At 73.5% G+C, this 16,501-nt stretch carries 15 protein-coding genes and 1 pseudogene; 13 read left to right on the top strand and 3 right to left on the bottom strand.

Features of this window, described 5'->3' with window-relative positions; translation table 11 throughout:
• Positions 1-212 precede the first annotated feature (212 nt).
• The 3 genes from O4U47_RS17230 to O4U47_RS17240 all read left to right on the top strand — a co-directional run bounded on the left by O4U47_RS17230 (position 213) and on the right by O4U47_RS17240 (position 2,685).
• Positions 213-1,502 carry a M20 metallopeptidase family protein gene (locus tag O4U47_RS17230; protein ID WP_270678902.1) on the top strand — a complete coding sequence of 430 codons (1,290 nt, stop codon included), beginning with the start codon at positions 213-215 and terminating at the stop codon, positions 1,500-1,502.
• A 287-nt stretch (positions 1,503-1,789) separates the two neighbouring features.
• Complete coding sequence (locus O4U47_RS17235; RefSeq protein WP_270678903.1) at positions 1,790-2,398, top strand: DUF2975 domain-containing protein; 609 nt, start codon at positions 1,790-1,792, stop codon at positions 2,396-2,398.
• The gene (locus tag O4U47_RS17240; RefSeq protein WP_270678904.1) at positions 2,398-2,685 is read left to right on the top strand and encodes a helix-turn-helix domain-containing protein; all 288 of its coding nucleotides are present in this window, start codon (positions 2,398-2,400) and stop codon (positions 2,683-2,685) included. The genes O4U47_RS17235 and O4U47_RS17240 overlap by 1 nt, the downstream gene beginning before the upstream one ends.
• A gap of 27 nt (positions 2,686-2,712) precedes the next feature.
• On the opposite strand, the gene O4U47_RS17245 is transcribed toward O4U47_RS17240, so the two are convergent.
• A complete protein-coding gene (locus O4U47_RS17245) occupies positions 2,713-2,994 on the bottom strand; it encodes an SEC-C metal-binding domain-containing protein (protein ID WP_270678905.1) in 282 nt (93 codons plus the stop codon).
• 144 nt (positions 2,995-3,138) lie between these two features.
• On the opposite strand from O4U47_RS17245, the pseudogene O4U47_RS31220 reads away from it, so the two are divergent.
• Positions 3,139-3,423: pseudogene (locus O4U47_RS31220) on the top strand (DUF397 domain-containing protein); the annotation flags it as partial.
• A gap of 36 nt (positions 3,424-3,459) precedes the next feature.
• Here O4U47_RS31220 and O4U47_RS17255 read toward each other — a convergent pair.
• Entirely contained in the window at positions 3,460-4,200 is a 741-nt protein-coding gene (locus O4U47_RS17255) for a GntR family transcriptional regulator (protein ID WP_270678906.1), read from the bottom strand.
• Positions 4,201-4,447: 247 nt separating this feature from the next.
• Here O4U47_RS17255 and O4U47_RS17260 point away from each other — a divergent pair, with 247 nt between their 5' ends.
• Positions 4,448-5,470: a Gfo/Idh/MocA family protein gene (locus O4U47_RS17260; protein ID WP_270678907.1), complete on the top strand. Its 1,023-nt coding sequence runs from the start codon at positions 4,448-4,450 to the stop codon at positions 5,468-5,470.
• Positions 5,471-5,743: 273 nt separating this feature from the next.
• Here O4U47_RS17260 and O4U47_RS17265 read toward each other — a convergent pair whose 3' ends face one another.
• Entirely contained in the window at positions 5,744-6,790 is a 1,047-nt protein-coding gene (locus O4U47_RS17265; protein WP_270678908.1) for a LacI family DNA-binding transcriptional regulator, read from the bottom strand.
• A 296-nt stretch (positions 6,791-7,086) separates the two neighbouring features.
• On the opposite strand from O4U47_RS17265, the gene iolC reads away from it, so the two are divergent.
• The 8 genes from iolC to O4U47_RS17305 all read left to right on the top strand — a co-directional run bounded on the left by iolC (position 7,087) and on the right by O4U47_RS17305 (position 16,498).
• Entirely contained in the window at positions 7,087-8,073 is a 987-nt protein-coding gene (iolC, locus tag O4U47_RS17270; RefSeq protein WP_408638986.1) for a 5-dehydro-2-deoxygluconokinase, read from the top strand.
• A complete protein-coding gene (locus O4U47_RS17275) occupies positions 8,063-8,938 on the top strand; it encodes a Cgl0159 family (beta/alpha)8-fold protein (RefSeq protein WP_270678909.1) in 876 nt (291 codons plus the stop codon). The genes iolC and O4U47_RS17275 overlap by 11 nt, the downstream gene beginning before the upstream one ends.
• 43 nt (positions 8,939-8,981) lie before the next feature.
• Positions 8,982-9,893, top strand: a complete 912-nt coding sequence (gene iolB, locus O4U47_RS17280; protein WP_270678910.1) for a 5-deoxy-glucuronate isomerase — start codon at positions 8,982-8,984, stop codon at positions 9,891-9,893.
• Positions 9,893-11,794 (top strand): 3D-(3,5/4)-trihydroxycyclohexane-1,2-dione acylhydrolase (decyclizing), encoded by a 1,902-nt coding sequence (iolD, locus tag O4U47_RS17285; protein WP_270678911.1) that lies wholly within the window; start codon positions 9,893-9,895, stop codon positions 11,792-11,794. Before iolB ends, iolD begins: the two co-directional genes overlap by 1 nt.
• A gap of 35 nt (positions 11,795-11,829) precedes the next feature.
• Positions 11,830-13,326: a CoA-acylating methylmalonate-semialdehyde dehydrogenase gene (locus O4U47_RS17290; RefSeq protein ID WP_270678912.1), complete on the top strand. Its 1,497-nt coding sequence runs from the start codon at positions 11,830-11,832 to the stop codon at positions 13,324-13,326.
• Positions 13,327-13,376: 50 nt separating this feature from the next.
• Complete coding sequence (locus tag O4U47_RS17295; RefSeq protein WP_270678913.1) at positions 13,377-14,297, top strand: TIM barrel protein; 921 nt, start codon at positions 13,377-13,379, stop codon at positions 14,295-14,297.
• 143 nt (positions 14,298-14,440) lie between these two features.
• Positions 14,441-15,427, top strand: a complete 987-nt coding sequence (locus tag O4U47_RS17300) for a substrate-binding domain-containing protein (protein ID WP_270678914.1) — start codon at positions 14,441-14,443, stop codon at positions 15,425-15,427.
• Between the two features lie 6 nt (positions 15,428-15,433).
• The gene (locus tag O4U47_RS17305) at positions 15,434-16,498 is read left to right on the top strand and encodes an ABC transporter permease (protein WP_270678915.1); all 1,065 of its coding nucleotides are present in this window, start codon (positions 15,434-15,436) and stop codon (positions 16,496-16,498) included.
• The last annotated feature ends 3 nt before the right edge of the window (positions 16,499-16,501 follow it).

Below are 16,501 nucleotides of genomic sequence, written 5' to 3' on the forward strand. Positions count from 1 at the left end.
GCCCGGCGAGGGCGGCGGTGGTCGCGGCCGCCGGGGATTCCGCCGACGCCGTCGGCGAACCCGGGCCTGGCGGCCCCTTTGCTCAGGCAGGGGATTCCGGTGGGGTGATGATGCGCCGTTCGGGGGCAGGACGGCGGAGGACGGCGGCGGTGCGGGCAGCGGCCGGGCCGCCGGAGGCAGGGCCCAGGGCACGCCCATCGGCTGGGGGACGCATGACCACAGCAGACGTCGACATCGCGGGCGCGATCGACCACGCCGCCGACAGGATCACCGACAAGGTGGTCGGCTGGCGGCACGACATCCACCGCCACCCCGAGCTCTCCAACCGGGAGGAGCGCACCGCCGCGCTCATCGCCGACCACCTGCGCTCGGTCGGCGTGGACGAGGTCCGGACCGGCATCGCCGGCCACGGAGTGGTCGGGGTGCTGCGCGGCGGGCGGCCCGGCGACCGGGCGGCCGGTCTGCGCGCCGACATCGACGCCCTCCCGGTCAAGGAGACCTCCGGGGTCGACTTCGCCTCCACCGCCGTCGACGCCGACTACCCGGGCGGCCCGTTCCCCGTCGCCCACGCCTGCGGACACGACTGCCACACCGCCATGCTCATGGGCGCCGCCGAGGTGCTGTCCGGGCTGCGCGAGCACCTGCCCGGCTCGGTGGTGTTCATCTTCCAGCCCGCCGAAGAGGGCCCACCGGTGGAGGAGAAGGGCGGCGCGCGGGCGATGGTGGGCGACCCGGCCCTGGCCGATCCGGTGCCGACGATGGCCTTCGGCATGCACGTGGCCCCGCTCCCGGTGAACACCGTCGGCTACCGGAGCGGCAACTCCTACGCCGCCTCCTGCGTGATCAGGATCAGGATCGACGGCAAGCAGGTGCACGGCTCCACGCCCTGGGAGGGCACCGACCCGATGCCCGCCGCCGCCGACACGATCTCCGCGCTCGGGCAGGTCTACCGGCAGGTCCCGGCGACCTCTCCGGTGACGGTGTCCATCGGGCACGTTGAGGACGTGGGCCGGTTCAACATCATCGGCGGCAAGGTCACCCTGTGGGGCACGATCCGGTGCCTCATCCAGTCGGACATGAACACCGTCCAGGACCACGTCCGCCGCACGGCCGACCACATGGCGCGGGCGTACGGGTGCACGGCGACCACGGAGTTCCTGCAGCGGGTGCCGCCGGTGCACAACGCTCCGGAGTGGGTGGACGCGGCCCTGCCCACGCTCCGTCGGGTCGCGGGCGCCGGGAACGTCCACGAGACGCCCCCGGGGCTGCCCTACGACGACGTTTCGGAGTTCATCGACCGCTACGGCGGGCTGTACGTGAACCTCGGCTGCCAGGACCTGCGGTACCGCGACGACGGCACGATGGAGGCCGTGCGCGGAGGGCGGGGGACGGTGTTCAACCACAACCCCGGCTTCTACGCCGACGACTCGGTGCTGGCGACGGGCGTGCGCCTGCACGCCAACGTGGCCGCCGACCACTTGGAGGGCCGCCTCACCGCCTGAGGGCCCCGCTCTCGGGCCGCGTCCTCGGCTCGTGTCCTCGGGCACTCCATCCGACCAGGTCAGCGCGGTCGGCGCGGTGCTGGGGGCGGGACCGGCCCGCAAGCGCCCCTGCCGGGGCCCCACCCGGCGACGGCGGCGGCCGCCGGATGCCGCACCACTCCAGCGGCCCCGTCCCTTCCCGCCCGCCGCTGCGGCGCTGGTGGCCGCGGCCGGGCATTGACATATCGATAGTCGTTATTATCCTTTATCGATAACATCGATCATCGATATGCCTGTGGAGGCGGAGCATGCCGTCACTCACCCACGCCCGCGTCTGGCTGCAACGGTTGTACGCCTTCATCGCCGTCGCCGGAGCCGCCTTCGGGGCGGCGGCCGCCGCCCTGGCCGCCGTCATCGCGGGGGCCGCGCTGGGCGTCCGCATCCCCCTGGCCGAGACGGTGGTCTCCGTCCCCGTCGACTGGGCGGAGGCCGACCTCGGCGCCCCCGCCAGCGGGGGAGAGGCCTACGGGTCGGTCGACGTCGCCGTCACCGACCCCACCGCGGGGCAGGTGCTCCTGTCGGCCGGCCCCGACCTCGTGCAGGTCCTCCTGCTCCTGGCGGGCGCGCTCGTCCTCGCCTCCGCCGTGGGCAAGGCGCGGACCGACCCGTTCGCCCCGGACGTCGCCCGGCGCGTGCGCGTGATCGGGTGGCTGGCCGTCTTCGGGTCGCTGGGCGGCGCCCTGCTGGAGTCGGTCGCGTCCGCGGTGCTGGCGTCGACGGTCGTCGACGCCGACGGGTGGTTCGCCGGAATGACGCTCCCGCTGCCGTTCCTGCTCATGGGCGTGGGGATGTTCGCGGTCGCGGCCATCCTCGGCGTCGGCGCCGAGATGCGGGACGACCTGGAAGGGACCGTGTGATGGGGGTCCCCGACGGTGCGAACGGGGGGCCGGCGGTCGTGGTCCACCTGGACGAGCTGCTGGAACGGCGCGGAATGACGCTCGCCGAGCTCGCGCGCAGGGTGGACGTGACGGTGGTGAACCTGTCGGTCCTGAAGAACGGCCGGGCGCGGGCGATCCGGTTCTCCACCCTGCTGCGCATCTGCGAAGCGCTCGGGTGCCAACCGGGCGACCTGCTCTCCTACCGCCCGGGCGACGGGCCGCCCGATTCCGCTGCGGGGCCCGCGGAGCCGCCCGCGGGGAGCTGACCCCGGGGCGGACCGGTCCAGATGGGCCTACCGCTGAGCCCCGCCGCGGCGGGACGGGTCCCCGCAGCACTTCTTGTACTCGCGGCCCGCCCCGCACCAGCAGGAGGCGTTGCGCTCCGGCGGCCAGGGTGCCGCCTTCCCGGTGCGGGCCAGTTCGGTCCCGTACCGGGCGAGGACCTGGCCGTCGACCGCCGACGCGCCGTCCTCCGTCCCGAAGCGCTCGAACCCCTCGACGCAGCCGTGCCCCACGGACAGCCGCTGCGTCCCCTGGGCCGACAGGTGGCGCAGCTCGTCCTCCACCCCGGCCATGTGCTCACCGTGGTCCGTTCCGTAGTGCCCGGCCGGCTCGGGCCGGGCCGTGAGCAGGCGGTCGAAATCCGGCGGCTGCGGTGCTGACGGCCGTGCTACCGAGGAGGAGCGGTCTGCATCGAGTAGGCGATCGGTGCCCTCTTCTTGGAGCGTGAGGAGGAGACCCCGGAGTACAGGGCCCTCCATGAAGGGGGTTCAGGAAGCTGCTCTCCCACCCGATCGAACCCGGGAACTGGCCCAGAAGGTCTTGGACGAGCGGTACGAGCAGTCAAGGAGGAGACGAAGCCGGATTGGCGTAATTCGGGCTACAGCGGTGGCAAGGGCGAGTGCGCGGAGGTCGCCGATCTCCCCTCCGGGGCCGCTGTCCGGGACTCGAAGCGGCCGGGCCTCGGCCGTCCCGCCTTCCCTGCCTCGGAGCGGGCCGCCTTCCTCTCCGGCCTCGATCGCCTCTGGGGCCCCTGCGGCTCAGCTCGTCAGGGTGAGCTCGAAGGAGTACCTCGACGCGCGGTAGACGTGCGAGCCGACCTCCACCACACGGCCGATGTCGTCGTAGGCCGTGCGGTCCATGGTCAGCAGCGGCGCCCCCTTGGCCTCGCCCAGGGCCTTGGCCTCGGCGGCGGTCGCCCCCCGGGCGCCGATGCTCTGGGAGGCGATCTTCAAGGTCACCCCCGCCGTCCTCAGCAGCCGGTACAACCCCGTCTCCAGCAGGCTCTCGCGGGTCAAGTCCACCAGGCCCAGCGGCAGGTAGTTGTGCATCAGCGCCAGCGGCTCGTCGCCCACGTGGCGCAGGCGCTCCAGGACGTACACGTCCGCCCCGGGGTCCACCTCCAGCGCCCGGGCGACCGACTCCGGGGCCGGGCGCACGCTCAGCTCGCGCACCTCGGTCCACGGGTGCTGCCCGGCCTGCGCCAGGTCGTCGTAGAGGCTGGACAGCTCCACCGGGCGCCGCACCCGCGGGGTGACCACCTGGGTGCCGACCCCGCGCTTGCGCACCACCAGCCCCTGGTCGACCAGGTACTCGATGGCGCGGCGCAGCGTCGGGCGGGACAGGCCGAGCCGGTCGGCGAGCACGATCTCGTTCTCCAGGCGGGTCCCCGGGGGCATCTCGCCCTCGCGGATGCGCCGTTCCAGCTCCTGGGCCAGCTGGAAGTACAGCGGCACCGGGCTGGTGCGGTCGAGCGCCACCTGCGGCTGCGATTCGGCCACGCGGCTCCGATCGGTCGGGGGACGGGTGCGGGTCGGCGCGGGAAGGCGCGTCTCCCGTGACGGGGCGCCCGCGCGCACCACTTCAGTCTACGTCTCCGTCCGGTTGATGGCAGATCACTACGTGCATATGTCTAGACATACTATTGACAGGCAGGTCGACGGGGCGTAGAAATCTCCCCAGGCGTGACGCAGGGGACGGCCCCCTGTGACCCGGGCCATCCGGCCCGGAACCGGGAGGAGGCGGCACATGCGCATCGGACTCGTCGGCGCCGGCCGGATCGGCGCCTCGCACGCCGCGGCCGTCGCCGCGCGCCCCGAGGTGGACGAGCTGCTGGTGGCCGACGTCGTCCCCGGGCGCGCCGGTGCGGTCGCCGCCGCCGTCCCCGGGGCCCACCCCGCCTGTGCCCCGGACGACCTGCTCGTCCCCGGCGCCGTCGACGCCCTGGTGATCACCTCCGCCACCGCCTCCCACCCCGGGTTCATCCTGGGCGGCGTGCGCGCCGGGATCCCCGTGTTCTGCGAGAAGCCGGTCGCCCCCGATGTCGCCGGGACCGTGCGGGTCCTGCGCGAGGTCGAGCGGACCGGCGCCGCCGTGCACATCGGCTTCATGCGCCGCTTCGACGCCGGGTACGCCCGAGCCCGGCAGGCCCTGCGGGCCGGAGAGCTCGGCGACGTGCACCGCGTCCACGCCGTGACCTGCGACGCCGCGCCGCCGCCCGCCGGGTACGTGCCCTCCTCCGGCGGCATCTTCCGCGACTGCCACGTGCACGACTTCGACATCCTGCGCTGGGTCACCGGCCGCGAGGTCGACGAGGTGCACGCCTACGGCGCCAACCGCGGCGCCGCCTACTTCGCCGAGGCCGGGGACGTCGACACCAGCGCCGCCGTGATGCGCCTGGACGACGGCACCCTGGCCACCCTCCAGGGGTCGCGCTACAACGGGGCCGGGTACGACGTGCGCATGGAGGTGGCGGGGACCCTCGGGACCATCGCCGTCGGCCTGGACGAGCGCACCGCCCTCGCCTCGGCCGAGCCCGGGGCCGCCTTCCCGGAGGGGGAGCCGTGGCAGGAGTTCTGGTCCCGCTTCACCCCCGCCTACGAGGCCGAGATCGCGGCCTTCCTGCGCATGGCCGCCGAGGGCGGCCCCAGCCCGTGCACCGTCGCCGACGCCCTGGAGGCCGTGCTCGTGGCCGACGCGGCCGACCGCTCGATGCGCCTGGGCCGCCCGGTCCGCGTGGCCGAGGTGCGCGAGGAGGCGGTCGCCGCATGAACCCGGATCCGGACCCGCTGAAGGGCGCCGCTGAACGCGTCGTCTCCCTGATCCGGCGGGAATGCGACGTGATGGCGGTGGAAGAGGCCGCGCGCACCGCAGGGCAGGCCACGGCAGGCCCGGCGCGACATGGAGCCGCACGGTCGCGTGGGCCCGGTGGAGGAGGTGTCGGCCGTGCTTGATCAGTGGATGGAGCCGACTGCCGGTGCTCCTCCGCGGTGGGCCTGTGAGGACGGGGTGGGCGATGCGGCCGCCCCCGGCGCGCGGCCGGTGTCATCCGCCCCGCGCCTCCTGCCCCCGTGGCTCGGCTGTGGTGTCGCGCACCATCAGTTCCGGTTCGAGGACCTCGTCCCGGGGCTCCATGTCCGGGTCCTCGGTGCGGGCGGCGGCCGTGCGGACGGCCGCGCGGGCCAGCCCTCCGGCGTCCTGGTGCACCGTGGTCAGGGCGACGTGCGCCATCGCGACCGCCGGGATGTCGTCGAACCCGACCAGCGAAACGTCCCCGGGCACGTCCAGCCCTCCCCGGGTCGCCGCGTCGAGGAACCCGATGGCGCACCGGTCGTTGCCCGCGATCACCGCGGTGGGCCGGTCGCGTCCGGGTGCGTCGAGGAGCGTGCGCGCCGCCGCCGCACCGGAGGCCTCGGTCTGGTCGCCGGGCAGCACCCGCACGTGCTCGGCCAGGCCGTGCCGCCGCATCGCCTCCCGGTAGCCGCGCCGCCGCTCGGCCGATCCCGCGGCGTTGCCGCCGTCGATGTGCGCGATCGCCCGGTGCCCGAGGCCCACCAGGTGGTCGGCGGCCAGCCGGATGCCGCGCGCCTCGCGGGTGTGCACCGCGTCCGCCCCGCTGCCCGGGTAGCGGCGGCCGACCGTGACCACCGGCAGCTCCCGGGCGAGCGCGGCGACCTCGGAGGGGGCCGCCACCGGCCCCAGCAGGATCAGCGCCTCGCACCGGTTGCGCAGCAGCGCCTCGGTGGCCTCGGCGGGGTTGCGCGTCCGGGTGAGGGCGGACAGCAGCACCGCGTACCCGGCCTCCTCGGCCTGGGGGTACAACGCCTCGACGAGTTCGGCGTGGAACGGGTTGGCCGGGGTCATCACCACCCCGAGGACCCGGGTGCGGCTGCGCGCCAGCATCCGCGCGGCGTTGTGCGGCCGGTAGCCCAGCTCCTCCGCGGCGTCGAGCACGCGGCGGCGCGTCTCGGGCCCCGCGCCGGGCGCGTCGCGGAAGACGAGCGAGACCAGCGCCCGGGACACGCCCACATGGCGGGCGACGTCCTCCATGGTCGGGCGGCGGCCCCGTCTCGGCCGGGGAGTGGTGGTCACGGCAGATCATCCTTCTCGTTCATGGACCGGTGGGCCGTCCCTCGGCCCCCGTCTTCGTGTCGGCGCAGGTCACGTGCTTCCCGGGCGATCCGGGCGGCCGTGCCGCCGACCGGACCGGCCGGAACGGCAAAGCCCGGCCGAATGTATTGACATCCCTCTGTGACGCGGCTCACCATAGGGGAATACTAGAGCGCTCTAGTAGAGCGCGCTAGCCCCACCGGGGAGATCCGCCGTCCGGAGACCGCCACGACCAGGGCGGACGCACCGGCGTCCGCCGCGACCGACGGAGGTCCGCGTTGAGTGCCACTGACCGCCGGCCCGGAGGCGACCCGTTCGAGGTCGTCACCATGGGCCGCGTGGGCGTCGACATCTACCCCGAGCAGGTCGGCGCCGGGCTGGAGCGGGTGCGCTCCTTCGCCAAGTTCCTCGGGGGCAGCCCGACGAACGTGGCCGTGGCCGCCGCCCGCCACGGCCGCCGCGCCGCGGTGGTCACCCGCACCGGGGACGACCCCTTCGGCCGCTTCGTCCGCGAGGCGCTCGGCTCGTACGGCGTCGACCCCCGCTACGCCACCCCGGTCCCCGGCACCGCCACCCCGGTGACCTTCTGCGAGATCTTCCCGCCCGACGACTTCCCGCTGTACTTCTACGGCCGCACCCCCAAGGCCCCCGACCTGGAGATCCGCCCCGAGGAGCTGGACCTGGACGCGATCGTGGCGGCCGACGTCCTCTGGGTCACCGTCACCGGCCTGTGCGCCGAGCCCAGCCGCACCGCGACCCTGGAGGCGCTGCGCGCCCGCGGCCGCCGCGGCACCGCCGTCATCGACCTCGACTACCGCCCCATGTTCTGGGACTCCCGCGAGGAGGCCCGCCGCTGGGTGGCCGAGGCGCTCCCGCAGGCCACCGTCGCCGTGGGCAACCTCGACGAGTGGGAGACCGCCGTGGGCACCCGCGACCCCGCGGCCGCCGCCGACACCGCCCACGACCGCTTCGGCGTCTCCCTGGCCGTGGTCAAGCAGGGCCCCGCCGGGGTCATGGCCTCCGACGCCTCCGGCCGCACCACCGTGCCGCCGGTGCCGGTGGAGGTGGTCAACGGCCTGGGCGCGGGCGACGCGTTCGGCGGCGCGCTCTGCCACGGCCTGCTCTCCGGCTGGGACACCGGGCGCACCATGCGCTTCGCCAACGCCGCCGGGGCCATCGTCGCCTCCCGCCTGTCCTGCTCGGACGCCATGCCCACGCCCGACGAGGTCGAGGCCCGGATGCGGGAGGCGGCCGATGCGCGCTGACACCCTGCGCGAGCTGACCGCCACGCGCGTCGAACGCCCCGGGGCCATCGCCGAGGCGGCCGCCGCCCGCACCCGCCCCGCCTCCCCGCTGGGCGAGCACGGCAAGGCGATGATCATCGCCGCCGACCACCCCGCCCGGGGGGCGCTGCGCTCCGGGGACCGCCCCATGGCCATGGCCGACCGCGCCGACCTGCTCGACCGGCTGTGCGCGGCCCTGGCCCGGCCCGGCGTCACCGGGGTCCTCGGCACCGCCGACATCCTGGAGGACCTGCTCCTGCTGGGCGCCCTGGAGGGCAAGACCGCCATCGGGTCCATGAACCGGGGCGGCCTGACCGGCGCCGCCTGGGAGATCGATGACCGGTTCACCGGCTACGACGCCGCCGGGCTGCGGTCCATGCGGTTCGAGGGCGGCAAGATGCTGCTCCGCCTGCACTACGGCGACCCGCGCACCGCCGACACCATGGAGGCCTGCGCGCACGCCGTGGACGAGCTCAACACCGCCGGGCTGACGGCCATGGTCGAGCCGTTCATCTCGCACACCGTCGACGGGGCGGTCAGGAACGACCTGTCGCCCGACGCCGTCGCCCGGTCGGTGGCCATCGGCTCCGGCCTGGGCCGCACCACCGCCCACACCTGGCTCAAGCTGCCCGTCGTCGAGGAGATGGAGCGCGTGGTGGCCGGATCGACGCTGCCGGTGGTGCTGCTGGGCGGCGAGCTGTCCGCCGACCCCGACGCCGCCTACGCCCGCTGGGCCGAGGCCCTGAAACTGCCCACGGTCAAGGGCCTGACCGTCGGGCGCTCCCTGCTCTACCCCGCCGACGACGACGTCGTCGGTGCCGTCGACACCGCCGTGGGGCTGCTGTGAGGCGCCCAGGACCGAGGAGGCAGACCGTGCCCGGAGGCCGCCGATGACCGCGAACCACCATGTCCCCGCGGGCTCGACCGCGCAGGGCCCCTACGCCGCCGTCGTGACCCCCTCCTCCGCCGGGTGGGGCTACTCCGGCCTGAAGGTGCTGGAGCTGGCCCCCGGCCAGAGCGCCGAGGTCTCCACCGGCGACGCCGAGACCCTGGTCCTCCCGCTGAACGGCTCCTGCACGGTGGAGTGCGGGGGCGAGCGCTACGACCTCGTCGGCCGCCCCGACGTGTTCTCCCGCGTCACCGACTTCGCCTACGTGCCCCGCGACGCCGCCGCGACCGTCACCAGCGCCGGGGGCGGCCGGTTCGCCCTGCCGTCCGCGCGCTGCGAACGGCGGCTGCCGTTCCGCTACGGCAAGGCCGAGGACGTGCCGGTCGAGCTGCGCGGCGCGGGCCGATCCAGCCGCCAGGTGAACAACTTCTGCACCCCGCAGGCCTTCGAGGCCGACAAGCTCATCGCCTGCGAGGTGCTCACCCCCGAGTCGAACTGGTCCTCCTACCCGCCGCACAAGCACGACGAGGCCACCGGCACCGAGTGCGAGCTGGAGGAGATCTACTACTTCGAGGTCGGCTCCGGCCCCGTCGGTCCGGGCATGGCCTACCAGCGCGTCTACGGCACCGAGGACCGCCCGATCGACGTCCTCGCCGAGGTCCGCACCGGGGACGTGGTCACCATCCCGCACGGCTGGCACGGCCCGTCGATGGCCGTCCCCGGCTACGACCTCTACTACCTGAACGTCATGGCCGGCCCCGGCGAGGAGCGCGCCTGGCGCATCTGCGACGACCCCGCCCACGGGTGGGTCCGCCGCACCTGGGAGCACCAGGAGATGGACCCCCGCCTGCCGCTGTACACCGCCGACGGCCCGAACCCCGGCCGTGCCTCCCGCGCGGGAAAGGGGGAGTGATGGCCACCGACGACACCGTGGGCACCGGCACCGTCCGCCTGACCACCGCGCAGGCGCTCGTGCGCTTCCTCGCCGCCCAGTACAGCGAGCGCGACGGCGAGCGGCAGCGCCTCGTCCCCGGCGTGTGGGGCATCTTCGGCCACGGCAACGTCGCCGGGCTCGGCCAGGCCCTGCTGCAGGCCGCCACCACCGGCGAGGCCGACCTGCCCTACTACCCGGCCCGCAACGAGCAGGCCATGGTGCACGCCTCGGCCGCCTTCGCCAAGATGCGCGACCGGCTGCAGGCCTTCGCCTGCACCGCCTCCACGGGCCCCGGCTCCACCAACATGGTCACCGGAGCCGCCCTGGCCACCACCAACCGGCTGCCGGTCCTGCTGCTGCCCAGCGACATGTTCGCCACCCGCGGCCCCGACCCGGTCTTGCAGCAGTTGGAGGACACCCGCGGCGGCGACGTGACGGTCAACGACGCCCTGCGCCCGGTCTCCAAGTACTGGGACCGGGTGGTCCGGCCCGAGCAGCTCGTCCCGGCCGCCCTGGCCGCGATGCGGGTGCTCACCGACCCGGCCGAGACCGGCGCGGTCACCCTGTGCCTGCCCCAGGACGTCCAGGCCGAGGCGCACGACTGGCCGGTCGACTTCTTCCGCCCCCGCACCTGGCACATCGACCGCCCGCAGCCCGACCCGGCGGCCGTGCGCCGCGCGGCCGAGGCGATCCGTGACGCCCGGCGTCCGCTGATCATCGCCGGAGGCGGCGCGGTCTACTCCCGCGCCACCGAGGAGCTGCGCGCCTTCGCCGAGGAGACCGGCATCCCCGTCGCCGACACCCACGCCGGAAAGGGCGCGGTGCCGTGGGACCACGCGTGCGCGGTCGGCGGCATCGGCTCCACCGGGACCTCGGCCGCCAACGCCCTGGCCCGCGACGCCGACCTGGTCATCGGCATCGGCACCCGCTACAGCGACTTCACCACCGCGAGCCACACCGTGTTCGCCGACCCGGACGTGGAGTTCGTCAACCTCAATGTGGCGCGCCTGGACGCCGCCAAGCACTCGGCTCACCAGATCGTCGCCGACGCGCGCTCCGGCCTGGAGGCGCTGCGCCGCGAGCTGTCCGGGTGGAAGGCCGAGGACGCCCATCGGGAGCGCGCCCGCGCGCTGGCCGGGGAGTGGGCCCGCACCACCGACGCCTGCTACGCCGTCGACAACGGGCCGCTCCCCGCGCAGACCGCCGTCCTGGGCGTCCTCAACGACGCCCTCGACGACACCGACGTCATCATCAACGCCGCCGGGAGCCTGCCCGGCGACATGCAGATGCTCTGGCGCGCCCGCGACCCTAAGGCCTACAACGTCGAGTACGCCTACTCCTGCATGGGCTACGAGGTCGCGGCGGGACTGGGCACCAAGATGGCCGCCCCCGAGCGCGAGGTCGTGGTCCTCGTCGGCGACGGCTCCTACCTGATGCTCTCCCAGGAGATCACCACCATGGTGGCCGAGGGCGTCAAGGTCGTCATCGTCGTCCTGCAGAACCACGGGTTCGCCTCCATCGGGGCGCTCTCGGAGGACCTGGGCTCGCAGCGGTTCGGCACCCGCTACCGCTACCGCGACCCCGGGACCGGGCTCCTCGACGGGTCCACGCTCCCCGTCGACCTGGCCGCCAACGCCGCCAGCCTCGGTGCGCGGACCATCCGCGCCGACGGCCTCAAGGAGCTGCGCGCGGCGGTCGGGGCCGCCAAGGCCGCCGACACCGTGACGGTCGTGCACATCGAGACCGACCCGACCGGCCCCAACCCGCCCTCGAACGGCTGGTGGGACGTCCCGGTGAGCGAGGTGTCCGAGCTGGACAGCACCCGCCGGGCCTACCGCGCCTACGCCGAGCACAAGCGCGAGCAGCGCCACTACCTGTGAAGCGCGCAGAAGCCGTGCCTCTGAAAGGCAAGACCATGGAATACATCCAGCACTGGATCGACGGGGCCGCCACGACCGGGGTCTCCACCCGCACACAGCCCGTGTGGGACCCGGCCTCCGGCGCCGAGCAGGCGAAGGTGCTCATGGCCGAGACGGCCGACGTCGACGCCGCTGTGGCCGCCGCCGCCAAGGCGTTCGAGACCTGGGGCGAGTCCTCCCTCACCAAGCGTGCCCGCGTCATGTTCCGCCTGCGCGAGCTGCTGGTCGAGCACGAGGACGAGCTGGCCCGCACCATCGCCTCCGAGCACGGCAAGGTCGTCGACGACGCCCGCGGCGAGATCGTCCGCGGCCGCGAGGTCGTCGAGTACGCCTGCGGGATCGTCTCCGCCCTCAAGGGCGGCTACTCCGACCAGATCTCCACGGGCGTCGACGCCTTCGACTTCCGCCAGCCCCTCGGCGTCGTCGCCGGGATCACCCCGTTCAACTTCCCGATCATGGTGCCGCTGTGGATGCACCCGATCGCCATCGCCTGCGGCAACACCTTCGTGCTCAAGCCCAGCGAGCGCGACCCGTCGGCCTCCGACCTCGTCGCCGAGCTGTACAAGGAGGCCGGGCTGCCCGACGGCGTGTTCAACGTCGTGCACGGCGACAAGACCGCCGTCGACGCGGTGCTCGACCACCCCGGCGTCTCCGCGGTGTCCTTCGTCGGCTCCACCCCGATCGCCAAGTACGTGCACGAGCGCGCCACCGCCTCCGGCAAGCGCGTCCAGGCCCTCGGCGGCGCCAAGAACCACGCGGTCGTGCTGCCCGACGCCGACCTGGACGACGCCGCCTCCCACCTGACCGCCGCCGCCTTCGGCTCGGCCGGGCAGCGGTGCATGGCGATCTCGGTCGCGGTGGCCGTCGGCGAGGCCGCCGACGCCCTCGTACCGGTGCTGGCGGACCAGGCCCGCGCCGTCAAGGTCGGCCCCGGCCACGACGCGGGCAACGACATGGGCCCGGTCATCACCGCCGAGGCGCGCGAGCGCGTCGCCTCCTACGTGGCCTCCGGCACCGAGCAGGGCGCGGTCGCCGTCGTCGACGGGCGCGGCCTCAAGGTCGACGGCCACGAGGACGGGTTCTTCATCGGCCCGTCGGTCCTCGACAAGGTCACCACCGACATGGACGTCTACACCACCGAGGTGTTCGGCCCGCTGCTGGTGGTCGTCCGGGCCGCCGACCTGGACGAGGCCATCGACATCGTCAACGCCAACCCGTACGGCAACGGCACCGCCGTCTTCACCGGCGACGGCGAGGCCGCCCGCCGCTTCCAGCGCCGGGTGAGCGTCGGGATGATCGGCGTCAACGTGCCGATCCCGGTGCCCATGGCGCACTACTCCTTCGGCGGCTGGAAGGACTCGCTCTTCGGCGACACCCACATCCACGGCCCCGAGGGCGTGCGGTTCTACACCCGCGCCAAGGCCGTCACCAGCCGGTGGCCGCGCGTGGACCGCTCGGTCCAGGCCGCCTTCAACTTCCCGACCCACGGCTGAGCCCGGCCCGCCGACCCGCACCCCTTCAGCTCCAGCAAAGGACGGCAGCAATGAGCACCGTGAAGGACAAGCTCGTCCTCGGATCCGCCCCCGACTCCTGGGGCGTGTGGTTCCCCGAGGACGAGTACCAGACCCCGTGGAACCGCTTCCTCGACGAGCTGGCCGAGGCCGGTTACGCGTGGGTGGAGCTGGGCCCCTACGGCTACCTGCCCACCGACCCCGCCCGTCTCGCCGACGAGGTCGGCGGGCGCGGCCTCAAGGTGTCCGGCGGCACCGTCTTCGGTGCCCTGCACGACGACGCCCAGTGGGACGGCATGGTCTCCACGGTGCGCAAGGTCGCCGGGCTGACCCAGGCCATGGGCGCGCACCACCTGGTGTTCATCCCGCCCATGTACCGCGACGAGAGGACCGGCGGGTTCACCGAGTCGCCCACCCTCGACGACGGGCAGTGGAGGACCCTGCACCGCAACGCCGACCGTCTCGGAAAGCTGCTGATGGAGGAGTACGGCGTGCGGCTGTGCCTGCACTCCCACGCCGACTCCCACATCCAGACCCAGCCCGAGATCGAGAGGTTCCTGGACGGCACCGACTCCGAGCACGTCTCGCTGTGCCTGGACACCGGCCACGTCGCCTACGGCGGCGGCGACGCGGTGGACCTCATCCGCCGCTACTCCGAGCGCATCGGATACGTGCACATCAAGCAGATGGACCCGGAGGTGCTGCGGCAGAAGGACGCCGAGGAGCTGTCCTTCGGCGAGGCCGTCAAGCGCGGGGTGTGCGTCGAGCCGCCCGCGGGCGAGCCGGTGCCCTCCACGGTCCTCGACGCCCTGGACGACGTGGACGCGCGCGTGTTCGTCATCGTCGAGCAGGACCTCTACCCGTGCGAGCCCGACGTGCCGCTGCCCATCGCCGTGCGCACGCGCGAATACCTGAACAGCTGCGGTCTCGGCGCCCGCTACCAGCAGGCCTGAGGAACGCGGACACACCGGCCCCCGGGCCCGCGACGGCGGGCCCGGACATCCCCCTATCGGAACGACCGGGACGACCGGACAGCGCCGGCGACCGAGAAAGGACCCACCCCAGCAGTTTCCGGAAGCAGACAGAGGTACCACCCATGAACCGCACCCCCAAGCTCTCCGCCTACCTGGCAGCGGCGTCCGTCCTGGCCCTGGCCGCGGCCGCGTGCAGCTCCGGAGGCGGTGCACAGCAGGAAGACACGGGCGCCAACGCCGAGGCCGGCGACCTGACGATCGCGATGATCACGCACGAGGTGCCCGGAGACACCTTTTGGGACCGGATCCGCGCCGGTGCCGAGGACTCGGCCGCCAACCACGGCATCACCCTGGACTACAACTCCGACCCCAGCGCCTCCGAGCAGGCGACCCTGGTGCGGACCGCGATCGACAAGGGCGTCGACGGCATCGCCGTCACCCTCGCCAAGCCCGCCGAACTCCAGGGGGCGGTGCAGGAGGCGGAGGACGCCGGGATCCCGGTGGTCGCCTTCAACTCCGGCATCGAGGAGTGGCAGGACATGGGCGTCACCGAGTACTTCGGCACCGACGAGTCCCTGGCCGGGGAGGCCTTCGGGGAACGGCTCAACGAGGCCGGGGCGGAGAAGGCGCTCTGCGTCATCCAGGAGCAGGGCCACGTGGCGCTGGAGACGCGCTGCTCCTCGCTGGAGGAGGCCTTCGACGGCGACACCGAGACCCTGTACGTCGACGGGTCGAGCATGCCGGACGTGAAGTCCTCCATCACCTCCAAGCTGCAGTCCGACGAGGACATCGACCACGTCGTCACCCTGGGCGGCCCCTTCGCCATGGCGGCGCTGGACTCGGTGTCCGACGCGGGCAGCGACGCGAAGGTGGCCACCTTCGACCTGAACAAGGAGGTCGTGGCCGCCATCGAGGACGGCACCATCGAGTGGGCCGTCGACCAGCAGCCCTACCTGCAGGGCTACCTGTCCGTCGAGGGACTGTGGCTGATCAACGCCAACGGCAACGACATCGGCGGCGGCACCGAGCCGGTCCTGACCGGGCCCAGCTTCGTGGACGCCGACAACGTCGGCGAGGTCGCCGAGTTCGCCGAGAAGGGAACCCGGTGACGCGCGATGGCGAGCACCCTCGCACCGCGGCCGGCGCCCGCGGCCACCACTGAGAAGGAGCTGCGGGCCGGGCGCCGCCCGCTGCTCAACCGCCTGCTGAGCCGCCCCGAGCTGGGCTCGCTCATCGGCGCGGTGGCGGTCTTCGCCGTCTTCTTCGCGATGGCCCCCACCTTCCGCCAGGGGGACTCCTTCGCGACCGTGCTGTACGCCTCCTCCGTGGTCGGCATCATGGCGGTCGGCGTCGCGCTGCTGATGATCGGCGGCGAGTTCGACCTGTCCGCCGGGGTGGCGGTGGTGACCGCGGCGCTGACCGCGGGGATGGCCGGCTACTACCTGAACCTGAACGTGTGGGCGGCCGCCGGGATCGCTCTGCTGGCGGCCCTGGCCATCGGGTTCGCCAACGGCGCCATCCTGGTGCGCACCAAGCTGCCGAGCTTCCTGGTCACCCTGTCGATGTTCCTGATGCTCCAGGGCCTCAACATCGCCGTGACCAAGCTCGTCACCGGCAGCGTGTCCGGGCCCAACATCTCCGACATGGACGGCTACGCCTCCGCGCGGGCGGTGTTCGCCTCCTTCGTGCCGGTCCCGGTGCTGGGCAGCGTGCGCATCACCGTGGTCTGGTGGCTGGTGTTCGTCGCCCTGGCCACCTGGGTGCTGATGCGCACCCGCGTGGGCAACTGGATCTTCGCGGTGGGCGGCAATGCCGAGAGCGCCCGCGCCGTCGGCGTCCCGGTGACCCGGGTCAAGATCGGCCTGTTCATGACCGTCGGCTTCTTCGCCTGGTTCAGCGGCATGCACCTGCTCATGGCCTCCGGGCGCCAGCAGTCCGGCGAGGGCGTGGGCATGGAGCTGCTCTACATCATGGCCGCCGTCGTCGGCGGGTGCCTGCTGACCGGCGGCTTCGGATCCGTCATCGGCGCCGCGATCGGCGCGTTCATCTACGGCATGACCACGATGGGCATCGTCTACGCCGGCTGGGACAACAACTGGGTGATGTTCTTCGTCGGCGCGATGCTGCTGCTGGCCGTGGTCGTCAACGCCTGGGTCCGCCGCCAGGCGAGCAAGAGGTGAGGA

It is taken from the genome of Nocardiopsis suaedae (genome assembly GCF_027706745.1).
GTDB lineage: Bacteria > Actinomycetota > Actinomycetes > Streptosporangiales > Streptosporangiaceae > Nocardiopsis_A > Nocardiopsis_A suaedae.